Below are 15455 nucleotides of genomic sequence, written 5' to 3' on the forward strand. Positions count from 1 at the left end.
CGATGAGCGATACCCCCACCAACCTGGATGCGCTGCGCCAGCGTATCGATGAGCTGGACAACGATATCCTGCGGCTGATCAGCGACAGGGCGAGCTGCGCCAAGCAGGTCGCCGAGGTGAAGACCAAGAGCGATCCCGACTCCGTCTTCTATCGGCCGGAGCGCGAGGCCCAGGTGCTGCGTCGCATCATGGAGCTGAACAGCGGCCCGCTGGACAGCGAGGAGATGGCCCGGCTGTTCCGCGAGATCATGTCGGCCTGCCTGGCGCTGGAGCAGCCGATCAAGGTCGCCTACCTGGGGCCCGAGGGAACCTTCACCCAGCAGGCGGCGCTCAAGCACTTCGGAGCCAGTGCCGTCAGCCTGCCCATGGCCGCCATCGATGAAGTCTTCCGCGAGGTCGAGGCCGGCGCCGTGAACTACGGCGTGGTGCCGGTGGAAAACTCCACCGAAGGGGTGATCAGTCATACCCTGGACTCCTTCATGGACTCCTCGATTCGCATCTGCGGTGAAGTGGTGCTGCGTATCCACCACCACCTGCTGGTCTCCGAGGCAACCCTGAAGGACAAGGTGTCGCGGATCTACTCGCATCCGCAATCCTTCGCCCAGTGTCGCAAGTGGCTCGATGCCCACTATCCCCGCGCCGAGCGGGTGCCGGTGTCGTCCAACGCCGAGGCCGCCAGGATGATCAAGGGGGAGTGGCACAGCGCGGCCATCGCCGGCGACATGGCGGCCAAGCTCTACGGGCTGGAGAAGATCGCCGAGAAGATCGAGGACCGCCCGGACAACTCGACGCGCTTCCTGATCATCGGCAGCCATGACGTGCCGATTTCCGGTGAAGACAAGACCTCCATCGTGGTGGCCATGCGCAATCAGCCGGGTGCGCTGCATGAGCTGCTCGAGCCCTTCCATCGGCATCAGATCGACTTGACCCGTCTCGAGACGCGCCCGTCGCGTACCGGGGTGTGGAACTATGTGTTCTTCATCGACTTCAAGGGCCACTCCGACGAGCCCCGGGTCGCCGCGGTGCTTGAGGAGGTACGCCTGCGTGCCGCCGAACTCAAGGTGCTGGGCTCCTATCCGATAGGTGTGCTCTAGGCGTGGTGGGGGATGCACCCGGCCAGGTCGCCGAGTCGCGCATCCTGATCGTCGGCCTGGGGCTGATCGGTGGCTCGCTGGCTGCTGCCCTGCGTGCCGGCGGTTTCGGTGGCACTATCCATTCTTGTGACCCGGATCCCGACGAGATCGCCCGTGGCATCGCCATGGGGCTGATTGACCGTGGCGATACCCGGCTGGCGCCGCTGGTGGAAGGCGCCTCGTTGATCGTGCTGGCGGTACCGGTGCTGGCCATGGAGAGCGTGATGGCCGAGCTGGCCGAGGCACTGCCGGCGGGCGCTCTCGATGGTGAGGCCCCGCCCGTCACGGTGACCGACGTGGGCAGCACCAAGGCTGCGGTGCGCGACTGTGCGCTGCGGGTGTTCGGACGCCTGCCGCCCGGCCTGGTGCTGGGTCACCCCATTGCCGGGTCGGAGAAGAGTGGTGTGGCGGCGGCGAATCCGTGCCTCTACGTCAACCACAAGGTGATCCTCACGCCCAGCGCCGAGACGGCGCCGGCCGCCGTCGCCCGGGTGCGCGCCCTATGGCAAGCCTGCCGCGCCCAGGTGCTGGAGATGGATGTCGAGCGCCACGACCAGGTGCTGGCCCGCACCAGCCACCTGCCGCACCTGCTGGCGTTCTCGCTGGTGGATACCCTGGCGCGCCAGGATGAACGCCTGGAGATCTTCCGCTACGCGGCCGGCGGCTTTCGCGACTTTACCCGCATCGCCGGGAGCGACCCGGTGATGTGGCGAGACATCTTCGTGGCCAATCGCGAGGCCGTATTGTCCTCCCTGGACGACTTCGAGGCCGGTGTGGCGCGACTGCGGCGCGCCGTGGAAGCCGGCGACGGCGATGCCATGCTTGCCATCTTCGACCGGGCCAGTCATGCGCGACACTATTTCGACTCGCTCCTGAATCAGACCAGCTATCAGGTGGAATACCAGATGCAACCACAACAGAGACTCACCTTCCGGGCGGCTCCTGGCGGCCACGTTGCCGGCCGTATTCGCGTGCCCGGCGACAAGTCCATGTCCCATCGCTCGATCATGCTTGGCGCGCTGGCGGAGGGCATCACCGAGGTGAAGGGGTTCCTGGAGGGAGAGGACAGCCTGGCCACCCTGCAGGCCTTTCGCGAGATGGGGGTGGCCATCGAGGGGCCCCACCAGGGTCGAGTCACGGTGCATGGCGTCGGCATGCATGGGCTCAAGGCGCCATCGGGCCCGCTCTATGTCGGTAATGCCGGCACCGCCATGCGCCTATTCGCCGGCCTGCTGGCCGGCCAGGCCTTCGATACCGAGCTGATTGGCGATGCTTCGCTGACCAAGCGTCCCATGGGCCGGGTGGCCGACCCGCTGCGCTTGATGGGTGCGGTGATCGAGACCGCCGAAGGTGGCCGGCCGCCGCTGAAGATCCGCGGCGGGCAGAAACTCAAGGGCATCGACTACGACATGCCCATGGCCAGCGCCCAGGTGAAATCCTGCCTGCTGCTTGCCGGCCTCTATGCCGACGGCGAGACCCGGGTGCGCGAGCCCGCTCCCACCCGCGACCACACCGAGCGCATGCTGACTGGCTTCGGCTATGAGGTCGGTCGTGAAGGCGATACTTGCTGGCTCACCGGCGGTGGCAAGCTAACCGCGGCGCCGATCGACGTGCCCTCGGATATCTCCTCGGCCACCTTCTTCCTGGTTGCGGCGGCGATCTCGCCGGGGTCGAACCTGGTGCTCGAGCACGTCGGCATCAACCCGACCCGTATCGGCGTGATCAATATCCTCAAGCTGATGGGTGCCGACCTGCACCTCACCAACGAGCGCGAGGTCGGCGGCGAGCCGGTAGCCGACCTGCATATTCGCTACGCGCCGCTTCACGGGATCGATATTCCCCTGGATCAGGTGCCGCTGGCCATCGATGAATTTCCGGCGCTTTTCATCGCCGCCGCCAATGCCACCGGAACCACCCGCCTGCGTGGCGCCGAAGAATTGCGGGTCAAGGAGTCCGATCGCATCCAGGCCATGGCCGACGGCCTGGCGACCATCGGCGTCGAGCATACCGTGCTGGAGGACGGCATCGATATCGTCGGTGCCGGGGATCGCGAGGTCGCCTACGGCGGCGGGCGGATCGACAGCCTTGGCGATCACCGCATTGCCATGGCTTTCGTGATCGCCTCGCTGCGTGCCGGCGAAGCGATCATCATCGATGACTGCGCCAACGTGGCTACCTCCTTCCCTGGCTTCGTCGAACTGGCCCGCACCGTAGGTCTTCAGGTCAGCGAAGAGGCGGGGGTGTCGGCATGAGTGACAAGGCCGCGGTGTTGACCGTGGATGGCCCCGGCGGGGCCGGCAAGGGCACCATCAGCCGCCTGGTCGCCGACCGGCTCGGCTGGCACCTGCTGGACAGCGGTGCGCTCTACCGTCTCACGGCCCTGGCCGCCATGCGGCGGGGTGTGGCGTTCGATGACGAAGCGGCACTCGAACGGCTCGCCGCCGCCCTCGACGTGGTGTTCGTTGCCGAGGGCGACACCACGCGTGTCATGCTCGAGGGAGGCGACGTCAGCCGCGAGATTCGCTCCGAGCAGGCTGGCGATGCCGCCTCTCAGGTGGCTTCGCTGCCTGCCGTTCGCCAGGCGCTGCTGCAGCGCCAGCGCGATTTTCGTCAGCCCCCCGGCCTGGTGGCCGATGGCCGCGACATGGGCACCGTGGTTTTCCCCGATGCCGAACTCAAGGTCTTCCTCACGGCGAGCCCCGAAGAGCGTGCGCGAAGGCGCTACCTTCAGTTGCAGGAAGCCGGGGTGAATGCTAGTCTATCGAGTCTTTTGAAGGAGATTCAGGCACGCGATGCACGCGATATGCAGCGCAGCGTGGCTCCGCTCGTACCGGCCGATGACGCCATCGAGCTGGATACCACGAGCCTGAGCATACCGGAAGTGGTGGAACGGTTGACGGAGTGGCTGGCCGAACGCGGCCTCACCCGGCAGACTTGATCTCCCTTGCGGCGCCCCCGTCAGGATGTGATGGCATGGCCGAGCAGCCCTTTCACTGAAAGCTCGTCCAGGTCGAACCGGCGTTAACATTCCCGGGGGTTTGGCAAATTAGGCCCGCACTCGCTGGTGGTGCGGAGAAGGCGGCAACGCCTCAACACCGTTGATCACGTAGGAAAATCATGAGCGAAAGCTTTGCTGAACTGTTTGAACAGTCACTCCAGGACATCAACATGGAGCCGGGCGCCATCGTCACGGCCACTGTTGTCGACATCGAAGGTGACTGGGTCACCGTCAATGCCGGCCTGAAGTCCGAAGGACAGATTCCCGTAGCTCAGTTCCGCGACGAAAGTGGCGAACTGAACATTGCGATCGGTGACGAAGTCAGCGTCGCCCTGGAAGCCGTCGAAGACGGTTTCGGCGAGACGCGTCTGTCTCGCGAGAAGGCCAAGCGCGCCGAAGCCTGGAAGGTGCTGGAAGCGGCCTTCGAGAAGGAAGAGATCGTCAAGGGCGTGATCAACGGCAAGGTGAAAGGCGGTTTTACCGTCGATATCGATTCCATTCGTGCCTTCCTGCCGGGTTCCCTGGTCGACGTGCGTCCGGTGCGCGACACCACGCACCTGGAGCACAAGGAACTCGACTTCAAGGTCATCAAGCTCGATCCGAAGCGCAACAACGTCGTGGTTTCCCGTCGTGCCGTTCTCGAAGCCGAGAACAGCGCCGAGCGTGAAGCCCTGCTGGCCACCCTGCAGGAAGGCCAGCAGATCATGGGTATCGTCAAGAACCTGACCGACTACGGCGCCTTCGTCGATCTGGGCGGCGTCGATGGCCTGCTCCACATCACCGACATGGCCTGGAAGCGCATCAAGCATCCGAGCGAGATCGTGGCCGTGGGCGACGAGATCAACGTCAAGGTGCTGAAGTTCGACCGTGAGCGCAACCGCGTCTCGCTGGGCCTGAAGCAGCTGGGCGAAGATCCCTGGGTCAACATCAAGGATCGCTACCCCGAGAGCACCGTGGTCACCGCTCGTGTCACCAACCTCACCGACTACGGCTGCTTTGCCGAGCTGGAAGAGGGTGTCGAGGGTCTGGTTCACGTCTCCGAAATGGACTGGACCAACAAGAACATCCACCCGTCCAAGGTCGTCAACATCGGCGACGAAGTGGAAGTCATGATCCTGGATATCGACGAAGAGCGTCGTCGTATCTCCCTGGGTATCAAGCAGTGCACCGCGAATCCGTGGGAAACCTTCAACGCCCAGTACAACAAGGGCGACCGGGTTGCCGGTACCATCAAGTCGATCACCGACTTCGGTATCTTCATCGGTCTGGAAGGCGGTATCGACGGCCTGGTTCACCTCTCCGACCTCTCCTGGTCCGAGACCGGTGAAGAAGCCGTTCGTCGCTTCAAGAAGGGCGACGAGGCGGAAGCCGTCATCCTCTCCATCGATCCCGAGCGTGAGCGCATCTCCCTGGGTATCAAGCAGCTCGATACCGATCCGGTTGCCGAGTACCTGGCCGTCAACGACAAGGGCACCGTGGTCTCCGGACGCGTGGTCGAGGTCGATGCCAAGGAAGCCCACGTCGAGCTGGCGACCGATGTCGTTGCCATCCTCAAGGCTTCCGAGATCAGCGCCGACCGCGTCGAAGATGCCCGCAATGTGCTGAACGAAGGCGATACCGTCGAAGCTCGCATCGTTGGCGTCGATCGCAAGAACCGCGCGATCAGCCTCTCGATCAAGGCCAAGGATCAGGACGACACCCGTCAGAACCTGAAGAAGCTGCGTGAAGAGGCGCCCGAAGCTGGTGGTCCGACCACCATCGGCGACCTGATCAAGCAGCAGATGGGTCAGGACTGATCCCTACGGCCCCGAACACTCGGGGCCGTCAGGAATGCTTGACAAGAACGCCGCCCCGGCTTGCCGGGGCGGCGTTCTCATTTTTGGCATGCAGCGTCTGTCCCCGTCGGTGCGGAACATTACGCATTGGCGGTAGCTTGATGGGGGGTAGGGCGGTACTCTGCAAGACGTAGGTGAATTTGCAGCGTCAACCGGGAGCCCAGGAAGCCGCCATGGCCACCATTGAACACAGTGCGATACTCAGGGCCTCGCCGGAGCGCGTCTTTGCGCTTCTGGAGCGGGTAGAAGACTTCGTCGAGTACTCCGACATGATCCAGGCGATCGAACCGCTGGGCGGCGAGCGCTACCGCTGGCACCTTCGTGCAGTGGGCATGGATTGGACCTTCGATGTGGAAATCACCAAGAAGCAGCCACCCGAGACACTGGCCTGGGAATCCCTGGAAGGGGTGCGCAACCAGGGCTGCTATCAGCTGACGCCGGTTGCTGAAGGCACCCGGGTAGCACTCACCGTGACCTATGCCATCCGTAATCGCATGGTAGAGAAAGCGGTGACGCGTGCCGCCAGGCCGCTGGTCAACAAGGTCAGCCGTCAAATTCTCGAGCGCGTAGAAGCCAAGTTGTGATTCAATCGACTCGACGAGGCCGCCGGCCTCATTCGAGGATACTCCGATGCTCAAGGGGCTGCTGTGGTGCCTTGCCCTGCTGGTGCTACAACTGGGGCTGCTGCGTTACGTGGACCTTCGTGTCGCGGCCATGCCGCGTTTGGAAGATGCGCCGGAAGCCGTTCCCGGCAATCCGTCGCCCATGGGCCGGGAGGGTGAGCTCGACGCGTGACCCCGGCACCCTCGCATGGCACCATGTGCCCTTTCCAAAGGGCGAGCGAGACAAGTGATGCAGCAAGACACCTCATTGCGCCGACGGTGGCGTCTGGTAGCCGTCGGTGCAAGCCTGCTCATGGCCGGTTATCTGTGGATATGGCACTCGCCCGATCTCATCGCCATCAAGCATTGGGCCGAAGAGGCGTCTCACCATCCGCTGACTATCATCAGCGTCATCGCGATCATGGCCATCACCCTGGCCTTTGGCTTGCCTGGCAGCATCGGGCTATGGCTGATCGCGCCTTTCTACCCGCCGCAAGTCGCGACTCCCATGCTGATCGTCGGTAGCGTCGGCGGTGCGCTGGGCGCCTATCAGCTGGCGGCCAGGGTGGGCGATCGCTGGAACCCCAAGGGACTGACCCGCAAGATCATGCGCATGCTGGAGAAGCGCAGCGACTTCCTAACCCAGTGCGCCCTGCGCGTGTTGCCGGGCTTTCCTCACTCGGTCATCAACTATGCGGCGGGGCTGCGTCGCCTGCCGCTGCGCACCTTCGTGATCGCCGCCGTGGTGGGGCTCGGGATCAAGTGGGCGGTCTACGCCAGTGCCATCCATAGTACGCTGGAGGCCGTGGAGAAGGGGGAGAATGCCATCAGTGCGGATATCGTGCTGCCGCTGGTGGCGTTGGCCCTGCTGTTGCTGGTCGGCGCCTGGATGCGGCGCCGGGTGGAAGAAGGGCGCGAGATGTAGTCAGCGGAACCTCAATCGCGGCGTTCGTAATGCGCCACGCCGTCACGCCCGTCATGCTTGACGCCATACATGGCCTTGTCGGCGGCATCGACCATGGCATTGACGTTCTCGAATTCGGCATCTTCCATCGAGGCGATACCGATGGACGCGGTCACATGCAGCGGCTCGCCCTCGGTCTTGGCCAGGGGCTGCGAGGCGAGGTAGTGGCGAATCCGGTCGCCCAGCTTGCTGGCCTGGTCACGGCGGGTGTTGGGCATGATCACCAGGAACTCCTCGCCGCCGTAGCGGCCGGCAATGTCGTCCTCGCGCACCATGTTCTCCAGCGCGGCAGCGAAACGGATCAGCACTTCGTCACCGAAGCGATGGCCATAGAGATCGTTGATGCGCTTGAAATGGTCCAGGTCGATGAACATGACGGAGAGCGGCCGGTTGCCTATCAGGGCGCAGTCGAAGTGCTGCACCAGCAGCTTTTCCAGCCAGGGGCGATTGGCCAGCCGGGTCAGGTGGTCCGTGCGGTGCTGTTCGTCGAGTTCGTCATGGCGGGCGAGCAGGGCTTCCAGTTCATGGCGCTGTTCGGCAAGGCGCTGGTTGAGCAGCAGGTTCTGCTCGAAGAGCAGCTCCTTGGCCTCGGCCAGCAGGGTCGTGCTGTTGATGTCGGGAGGGCAGGTGATCTCGAACAGCTTGGCCAGCGTGGGCAGGCGTTGCTGCAGGTCCTCCAGCACGGAGACCAGCATGGCGATATCCAGCGATTCCAGCAGCGCCAGCTGATGCAGCAGGTCGCTGAAGGCCGCTGCCGGGGAATGGGCCAGCCAGCCATCGGCGATGCGACAGGATAGACGCAGGCAGAGCCGCTTCGGGTTGCCATCCTCCAGGGGGCCGTGGCTCTCCGCGATACCCGCGGCCATGGAGGCAGGCACACCCCAGCTGATGGCCAGCCATGCCCCAACCAGGGAGTGGTCGCAGCCGTAGAGCCGGTGCTCGGTCTCGCGCAGCTTGTCGTGGTTGCGCAGGCTGGGTACATGGTCGGAGTAGCGCTCGGCGTCCACGGCTTCCAGCGCCAGGATGCCGATATCCTGTATCAGCGCCGTGGTAAACAGCTGCCCGGCCTCTGCGGGACAGAGCTGTTCGGCGAGCTGCTGGGCGGCCAGCGCGGCGATGATGGAGCGCTGCCACAGATAGTCGTACTCGAGGGCATCGCTCGCATCGGGCCGGGGCAGGCCGAAGCTCATGGCCGCAGCCAGGGTGGCATCCAGGCCGAGGCGCGAAACGGCGTCGAAACAGGTCACGACCCGATTGCCGCTGCGAGAGAAGTAGGCGCTGTTGGCCATGGACAGCAGGCGCAGCGTGAGTGCAGGATCCTGCTCGATTGCCGTGGCGAAGTCGGCGAGGCGAGGCTCCGGCGCGCGGGCCAGGCCGATCACCCGTGCCGCCGCGGCGGGCAGGCTCGGCAGTGTACGACACTCTCCCAGGTTCAGGCGAAGCGTATCGGGAAGCGGGGGGAGCTCAGGAGTTGTCAAGCCAATAGTGCCTTCGGATTCGGTGGTCGACATCCTATCGAGTGGCATGATGACTCCTGAATCAAACAGTTGTTTATTGTTATTCCTAAGTTACCATAATCTTACATTCATGCCATTTACTTTTTTTGCAGCTATCTACCCTGCGGTTTTTTTCTTCTACAGTTTTTTCCGCGCCACTACTGTTTCCGCAACGAGGCGTCCAGGTGGTCGACCACTTCGGCCCAGTCGGCGTCCTCCTCCAGCGCATCGAGAATGAAGGCGGCCTGGGATTCACTCCAGAAAGGCGCTTCGTGAAGCTGCATGGTCTCCGGCAGCGGTGCGTGACGCTCGATGAAGCCCCTGATGGACGCCTCGTCAGCAGGCAGGCCCAACTGCTCGAACAGCTCAGTAAAGTGGTGGACGGGTTTTTCCATGGTATGTGACTCCTATGTAAACGTAGAGTACCAAAACAGTAGTCGGATTGTGCCCCGCTCGTGCGGCACACTTCAACGCTGGGGAGGCTGGATTAGCGATTAATCAACGCTCGCCTACCAGCGGCGTGAGAAAGCGTCGCCTTCGCTCGCGGTCGTCCAGGGGCTGGGCCAGCAGGTGAACCAGCTTGGTCAGCACCGCCTCCGGTGTCATGCCATCTCCCGAGAGTACGCCGGCCTCGGCCAGCCCCTGGCCAGCGGCATATTGGCCGATGGCAACGCTGCCCTGGGTGCACTGGCTGATTGCCGCCAATAGCTTGCCTTCCCCAGTGGCCTTGGCCAGCACCCCCAGCAGCGCCGGGTCCTCCGGCACGTTGCCACCGCCCCACACTTCCAGCAGCGCCCCTTGTACCCGGTCGTCCTCGAGCCAGGCCGCCAACTGCCAGGCCTGGATGCCGGGCCACAGGACGATGCGAGCCACACCGCCGGCCGCCAGTGGGGCATAGTCGGGCAGCTCGAAACGGGGAGCACCACGCTGCTGTGCTTCCAATCCACGGGCAGGGTAGAGCACCGTATCATCGCCGACGCGCTCCCCCAGCAGGGGATAGTTGGGGCTGACAAAGGCATCGGCGGCTTCGCTATGCAGCTTGCGTGCACAGACTCCGCGAAACAGCTTGTCGGCGAAGGCCACAGCGACTTCCTGCAGGCGTGGCTCGGTGGCGAAGCGAAGTGCCAGCTCCACGTTGGCCAGGGCATCGCTGTCTGGCGCCTCGAGAGGTAGCATGGCCCCGGTCACGATTACCGGGCGGTCCAGCCCCTGGAGCTGGTAGGCAAGGCTCGCGGCTGTCCACGCCAAGGTGTCGGTGCCGTGGAGCACCACCACGCCGGCGTAGTCGGGCAGCGCCTTGGCGATGGTATGGCCAAGGCGCTGCCAGTCGATGGCAGTGGCAGCGCTGGAATCGATGGGCTTCTCCGTTGCCTGGACGACGAAGGCCGGCAGGCGTGCCTGGCGCGTCGGGGGCAAGGTGGCCAGGGCGTCGCGCAGTCGTGTGGTTATATTGCCGCCGGCGGCCAGGCCGCGGGGCGAGGCTACCATGCCCAGGGTGCCGCCAACGTAGAGAACCAGCACGGTACGGTCGGCGGAAGAGGACGTGATCATGTCGGCTCCTGGCAGTCATGGTGACGAAGTGAAAGCCGCATGATAGCGCTATGGCGGCGCAGTCTCACTCCCCAGCGGTGACTCTTGTCCCATCGGCGACCTGCTCGCCGGGGTGGTTGATGACCGATTCGCCTTCGGCAAGCCCCGACAGCACCTGCGTGATCATTCCCTGGCGGCGGCCGATGTCGAGGCTGCGGCGCACGGCTCGACCCTCTTCGATGACGAAGACTGCCCAGTCGCCCTGATGGCGGAACAGCGCGCTGGTGGGGATCTGTAGTACATCGTCGTCTTCCCAGATCAGGAACTCGGCGTCGATACGAAACCCCACTCCCAGGCCCAGGGCAGCCGGATCGCTCCCTGCGCTGAAGTCGACGATTACTGGCACGCGCTGCTCGTCCACCCCCAGTGCGGAAATGCGGGTGAAGCCGGCCGGCTCGACGCGCCTGATTTCGCCCTGCAGGACGTCGCCACCCCAACCACTGAGGCGTACCGCCATGCCCGGACGCAGGCGCACCGCATCCATGGAGAGCAGGTCCACCTGCACCTCGATATCGGCCGGCCGGCCCAGCTCGAGGATTGGTTCTCCTGCTGCCACGCTGCCTTCACAGCAGCGATGGCGGGTGAGGACCAGGCCCGAAACGGGGGCACGTATCGCCAGCTCGGCGATGTCATTGGGCTCGCTGCGCTGGCCGCTGGCGATGTCGAGCATGGCCCGGGCCGCTTCGACTTCGAAGCGTGCCACCTCGACGCTGGAGGCGGCCGAGTTCTCCAGGGCCCGCTGGCGATCACGCAGGTTCTGACGGTGTTCCAGTTCGGCGGTGGATACCAGGTTACGCTCGTGAAGCTGGCGGTAGCGCTGGTACTCGGCCTCGGCGAAGCGTCGGTCGGCGCGAGCGGTCTCCAGGTTGGCCTGCGTTGCCTGCCATTTGGCCTGGGCCGCCTGGAGGTTGTCTTCGGCCTGTTGGCGGGAGCGAGCATCCAGGGCCGGAGCCGGGCTCGGCTCCAGGCGAAACAGGATGTCGCCTTCCGTCACCGTGTCGCCGACTTCGAGCATGACGCGCTGCAGGTAGCCGGCAATGGGTGCCGAGACATTCCAGGTATCCCGCAGCCGGGTACGCCCCTCCTCGCTCACCGTTTCACTGAAGGGGCCACGCAGCACCGTGGCGCTGCTGACGTTGACCGGGGCAGGCCACAGCGCCCAGGCCAGCGCGCCGATGACGGCAACGCCCAGGGTGACGACGCCCAGGCGCTTGAGGAGTCGAGTCGCGGTCTTGTTGATCGTCATTTTCGTTCCTTGTCTACTCCACGGCTTTCAGGGCGGTGACCATGTCCAGCCGCCCAAGGCGCCGAATGACCAGCCCCGCAACCACCGCCGAGGCGGCCATGACGCCGGCGGCGGCGAAGCCGAATGCGTAAGGGGTCAGTACCATCGGTACGCGAAAGAGGTCGTTGCTGAAGGCCTGGTTGAGCAGGGCGCTGAAGCCGATGCCGATCAGCCAGCCCAGCGGGATCGCCAGGGCCGTGATCAGAGCGATTTCGCCGAGCAGGATGCGTGCGACTTCCGTTCGGCTGTAGCCCAGGACCCGCAGGGTTGCCAGCTCTCTCGCCCGCTCGGCGAAGGCGATGCGCGCGTTGTTGTAGATCACGCCGAAGGCGATGGAGGCGGCGAGTGCCACGAAGACCACGGCAAACATCAGGATGGTCTCGTCCATGTAATCCCGAATGCCGCGCTCGGCCTCCGACAGCAGGCCAATGGCGGCCACGGCCGGCATGCGATTCAGCGCCTCGTTCAGCGTCCCCTGCTGGTCGCCGTCCACCAGCAGCCAGGCCCCGCTGATGGCCGGGCCCTCGCCGAGCAGGGCGTTGAGGGTGTCGCGCTGCAGGTAGGCGCCGACGCCGATGGGTTCATCCACCAGCGCCGTCAGCGGCAGTTCGAGATGCTGGCGCCTGCCCTCCATCACCGCCACCTGCAGCGTGTCGCCCACCTCGGCCTGGAGATGGTCGGCCAGGAAGCGGGTCAGCATCACGCCCTGTGCGGGGAGCCGCTGGGAGCGCTCCTGGGCATCGAGTACCTGTCGCAGCCTGGGGTGCTCGTCCATGCCCAGCAGGCTGGTGCGATACTCCCGGTGGCCATGGCTGAGGGTGACGGGTACCCGGCGCCAGGCTTCCACGGCCAGAACGCCGGGCAGATGACGCAGTTCGCCCACTGCACGGGCGGGAGTCACCTCGCCGAAGGACAGTTCGATATCCATGCGCATGACCTGGCGGTATTGCAGGTCGAGCATCTTCTCCACGGCGCTGAGCTGATAGGCCCCCATCATCAGCAGGCCTGCCGACAGGGCGATCCCGGTTACCGAGAGTGCCGCCTTGGTAGGGTGGCGCAGCAGGTGGCGCAGTATGATTCGCGACTCGTTGCCCAGTGCCCGGCCCAGCGGCGAGCGCTCCAGCCAGGTGCGGCGAAAGCGCTGCGGGGCCGGTGGGCGCATGGCCTCCGCCGGCGGCTCCCGGACGGCCCGCCACACCGCGTGCCAGGTGCCTGTCAGGGCTGCTAGCCCGGCAACGGCCAGCGCCAGGGCCATGGACCAGGGTGGCACCCGGAAATGCATCTCGGGGAAGCGGAAATAGTCGCTGTAGATGCCGGCCAGCCCCCGTGCCGACCAGGCGCCCAGCAGTACCCCCGCGGCCCAGCCGAGCAGCACGATCGCGGCGGCAAGCCAGCCATAGTGCCGGGCCAGTTCGCCGTTGCGATAGCCGAAGGCCTTGAGCATGGCCAGGGGTTCGCGCTGGGTCTGGATGATACGGCTCATCACCACATTGAGCAGGAAGGCCGAAACGGCGAGAAAGATCGTGGGCAATATCGTTGCCTGGGCGCGCTGCTGTGCCAGTTCCTCTTCGAGGAAGCGGTGCGACTGCTGGTCATGGCGGGTCTGGGTGCCGGTGCCGCCGTAGCGGGCCAGGATCAGGTCGAGTTCGTCGATCAGGGTTTCGGCGTCGGCGCCGGCCTGCAGCGTGACCAGCAGCTGGTTGAAGGCGCCCTCCATGCCATAGGCGCTGGCCAGGGCGCGCTGGTTCATCCATAACGTGGCATAGCGATGATAATCCGGCAGCAGGTCGGTGGGGGCGGCCTGGTAGATGACTTCGGGGCTGCGTGCGATGCCGCTCAACAGCAGGCGTGTCTGGCGGCCGTCGATGATCGCTTCGAGGCTATCGCCGGGGGCCAGCCCATGCGCCTCGGCAAAGGCGTCACTGACCACAGCCTGGTCGCTGCGTCCCACCTCCGGCAGGCTGCCGGCGAGCAGATGCAGACGGTTGAGGTTGGGCTGGCGGCCATCGGGCAGCGAGAGCATCACGCCGCGCACCGGATCATCGAACCCGGACACGGCCAGGCGCACCGGGGCGCGCACGCGAGGTTCCATTCGGCTCACGCCGTCGAGGGTCTCGAGTCGTTCCACCAGGCCCAGTGGAGCTCGCTTGAGGTCGGCAAAGAGGTCGGCGTAGTGGTGGCTGGCATAGAAGCGGTCGCGAGAGCCCGATAGCGCCTCCAGGGTAGTGGTCGACATCACCAGTGTCATCACGCCGCTGGCGATGACCACGGCGATGGCCAAGGCCTGCCCCTTCAGTCGAAGCAGGTCGCGCAGCAGCTTCCAGTGCAGGGTGGCAAGCTTCATGGCGTCACCAGCGCAGCTCGCCCGGTGCCCGGCGTTCGACGTTGACATGTATGTCGCCCACCTGGCCATCGCGCAGGCGAATCACCCGATCGGCCATTTCACCGATCACCTCGTTGTGGGTGATAATCGCCAGGGTCGTGCCGGTGGTGCGGTTGATCTCCTCGAGCACTTCCAGCACGCGGATTCCGGTGCGAAAGTCGAGGGCGCCGGTGGGTTCGTCGCAGAGCAGCACCTCGGGGCGCTTGGCAATGGCCCGGGCGATGGCGACACGCTGCTGTTCGCCGCCGGAAAGCTGCGACGGGAAGTGATCCAGGCGGGCCTCCAGTCCCACCATGGCGAGCGCGTCTTCCGGTGCCATGGGGTCGCGGCTGATATCGGTGACGATGGCCACGTTCTCGCGGGCCGTCAGGCTCGAGATCAGGTTGTAGAACTGGAAAACGAAGCCGACGTGATGGCGGCGGTACTCGGTGAGCACCCGCTGGCTGGCATGGGTCAGGTCGTGGCTGCGCTGGCTGCGGTCGATATAGTGCAGGCTGCCCTCGCTGGGGCTGTCCAGGCCACCCATGATATTGAGCAGGGTGGACTTGCCCGAGCCGGAGGCCCCCAGCATCACTAACAGCTCCCCGGCATGTAGCTCGAGGTCGACGCCGCGAAGTGCCTGGATGGTCACCTCTCCCATCTGGTAGAAGCGCTTCACCCCCTGGGCCTGGAACACCACCTTGGCCGTGTCGTTCATCCGCTGCCTGATTATAGGAAGAGCATCGTGGAGTATCGATGAGCTCAGGCTACCATGCCCGGCTATTATTGGAGCGTTGACCGAGATCAAGCTTAGTGCCAGTTGCCGATGCCGGCGACCACCGCCAGCGTCGGCAGCTGCCGCCGGGGCGCCTGGCGGCGCCAGTCGCGATGCGGAGCAGCGCTCCAACAGCGGATTTTTCCTGCCGTGGCAAGCGATTGCCACCCTGTCGGAGGAAGCTTCAGCTCACGACTGGAGGCCGAAGGCCTCCTTGCGGTGTTACCAATGCTGGAAATTACTGCCAACGTCGGCAGCCTGCGCCGGGGCGCCTGGCGGCGCCAGTCGCGATGGGAACCAGCGCTCCTACAGCGATCCTATCCACCGACGGTGCCACGCCGCTGTTGGAGGAAGCTTCAGCTCACGACTGGAGGCCGTAGGCCTCCCCGGCGGTGTCGCCGATGTGAGCAATAAC

Annotated in this window: 13 protein-coding genes; 7 read left to right on the forward strand and 6 right to left on the reverse strand. The window is 65.0% G+C overall.

Features of this window, described 5'->3' with window-relative positions; genetic code table 11:
* Nucleotides 1-2 precede the first annotated feature (2 nt).
* From pheA to LY622_RS02010, 7 genes are all read left to right on the forward strand, one after another.
* Complete coding sequence (gene pheA / locus LY622_RS01980; RefSeq protein ID WP_234289356.1) at nucleotides 3-1094, forward strand: prephenate dehydratase; 1092 nt, start codon at nucleotides 3-5, stop codon at nucleotides 1092-1094.
* Between the two features lie 2 nt (nucleotides 1095-1096).
* Entirely contained in the window at nucleotides 1097-3385 is a 2289-nt protein-coding gene (locus tag LY622_RS01985; RefSeq protein WP_234289357.1) for a bifunctional prephenate dehydrogenase/3-phosphoshikimate 1-carboxyvinyltransferase, read from the forward strand.
* The gene (gene cmk, locus LY622_RS01990; RefSeq protein WP_234289358.1) at nucleotides 3382-4071 is read left to right on the forward strand and encodes a (d)CMP kinase; all 690 of its coding nucleotides are present in this window, start codon (nucleotides 3382-3384) and stop codon (nucleotides 4069-4071) included. The genes LY622_RS01985 and cmk overlap by 4 nt, the downstream gene beginning before the upstream one ends.
* A gap of 179 nt (nucleotides 4072-4250) precedes the next feature.
* Complete coding sequence (gene rpsA, locus LY622_RS01995) at nucleotides 4251-5927, forward strand: 30S ribosomal protein S1 (protein WP_234289359.1); 1677 nt, start codon at nucleotides 4251-4253, stop codon at nucleotides 5925-5927.
* Nucleotides 5928-6139: 212 nt separating this feature from the next.
* Nucleotides 6140-6550 carry an SRPBCC family protein gene (locus LY622_RS02000; RefSeq protein ID WP_234289360.1) on the forward strand — a complete coding sequence of 137 codons (411 nt, stop codon included), beginning with the start codon at nucleotides 6140-6142 and terminating at the stop codon, nucleotides 6548-6550.
* Between the two features lie 46 nt (nucleotides 6551-6596).
* Nucleotides 6597-6761: a hypothetical protein gene (locus LY622_RS02005; protein WP_234279677.1), complete on the forward strand. Its 165-nt coding sequence runs from the start codon at nucleotides 6597-6599 to the stop codon at nucleotides 6759-6761.
* A 57-nt stretch (nucleotides 6762-6818) separates the two neighbouring features.
* Nucleotides 6819-7493, forward strand: a complete 675-nt coding sequence (locus LY622_RS02010; RefSeq protein WP_234289361.1) for a TVP38/TMEM64 family protein — start codon at nucleotides 6819-6821, stop codon at nucleotides 7491-7493.
* Nucleotides 7494-7504: 11 nt separating this feature from the next.
* Here the strand turns inward: LY622_RS02010 and LY622_RS02015 are convergent, their stop codons facing one another.
* The 6 genes from LY622_RS02015 to LY622_RS02040 form a co-directional block, all read right to left on the reverse strand.
* On the reverse strand, nucleotides 7505-9058 hold the full coding sequence (locus tag LY622_RS02015) for a sensor domain-containing diguanylate cyclase (protein ID WP_234289362.1): 1554 nt from the start codon (nucleotides 9056-9058) through the stop codon (nucleotides 7505-7507).
* Nucleotides 9059-9186: 128 nt separating this feature from the next.
* A complete protein-coding gene (locus LY622_RS02020) occupies nucleotides 9187-9423 on the reverse strand; it encodes a DUF2789 domain-containing protein (RefSeq protein WP_234289363.1) in 237 nt (78 codons plus the stop codon).
* Nucleotides 9424-9526: 103 nt separating this feature from the next.
* Nucleotides 9527-10579: an asparaginase gene (locus LY622_RS02025; protein WP_234289364.1), complete on the reverse strand. Its 1053-nt coding sequence runs from the start codon at nucleotides 10577-10579 to the stop codon at nucleotides 9527-9529.
* A gap of 64 nt (nucleotides 10580-10643) precedes the next feature.
* Nucleotides 10644-11864, reverse strand: coding sequence for an efflux RND transporter periplasmic adaptor subunit (locus tag LY622_RS02030; protein ID WP_234289365.1), 1221 nt, complete (start codon nucleotides 11862-11864; stop codon nucleotides 10644-10646).
* A 13-nt stretch (nucleotides 11865-11877) separates the two neighbouring features.
* Entirely contained in the window at nucleotides 11878-14247 is a 2370-nt protein-coding gene (locus LY622_RS02035) for an ABC transporter permease (protein WP_234289366.1), read from the reverse strand.
* A 4-nt stretch (nucleotides 14248-14251) separates the two neighbouring features.
* Entirely contained in the window at nucleotides 14252-14983 is a 732-nt protein-coding gene (locus LY622_RS02040) for an ABC transporter ATP-binding protein (protein WP_234289367.1), read from the reverse strand.
* Between the last annotated feature and the right edge of the window lie 472 nt (nucleotides 14984-15455).

Origin of the sequence: Halomonas alkalisoli, from assembly GCF_021412585.1 — a bacterium.
Classification (GTDB): domain Bacteria; phylum Pseudomonadota; class Gammaproteobacteria; order Pseudomonadales; family Halomonadaceae; genus Halomonas; species Halomonas alkalisoli.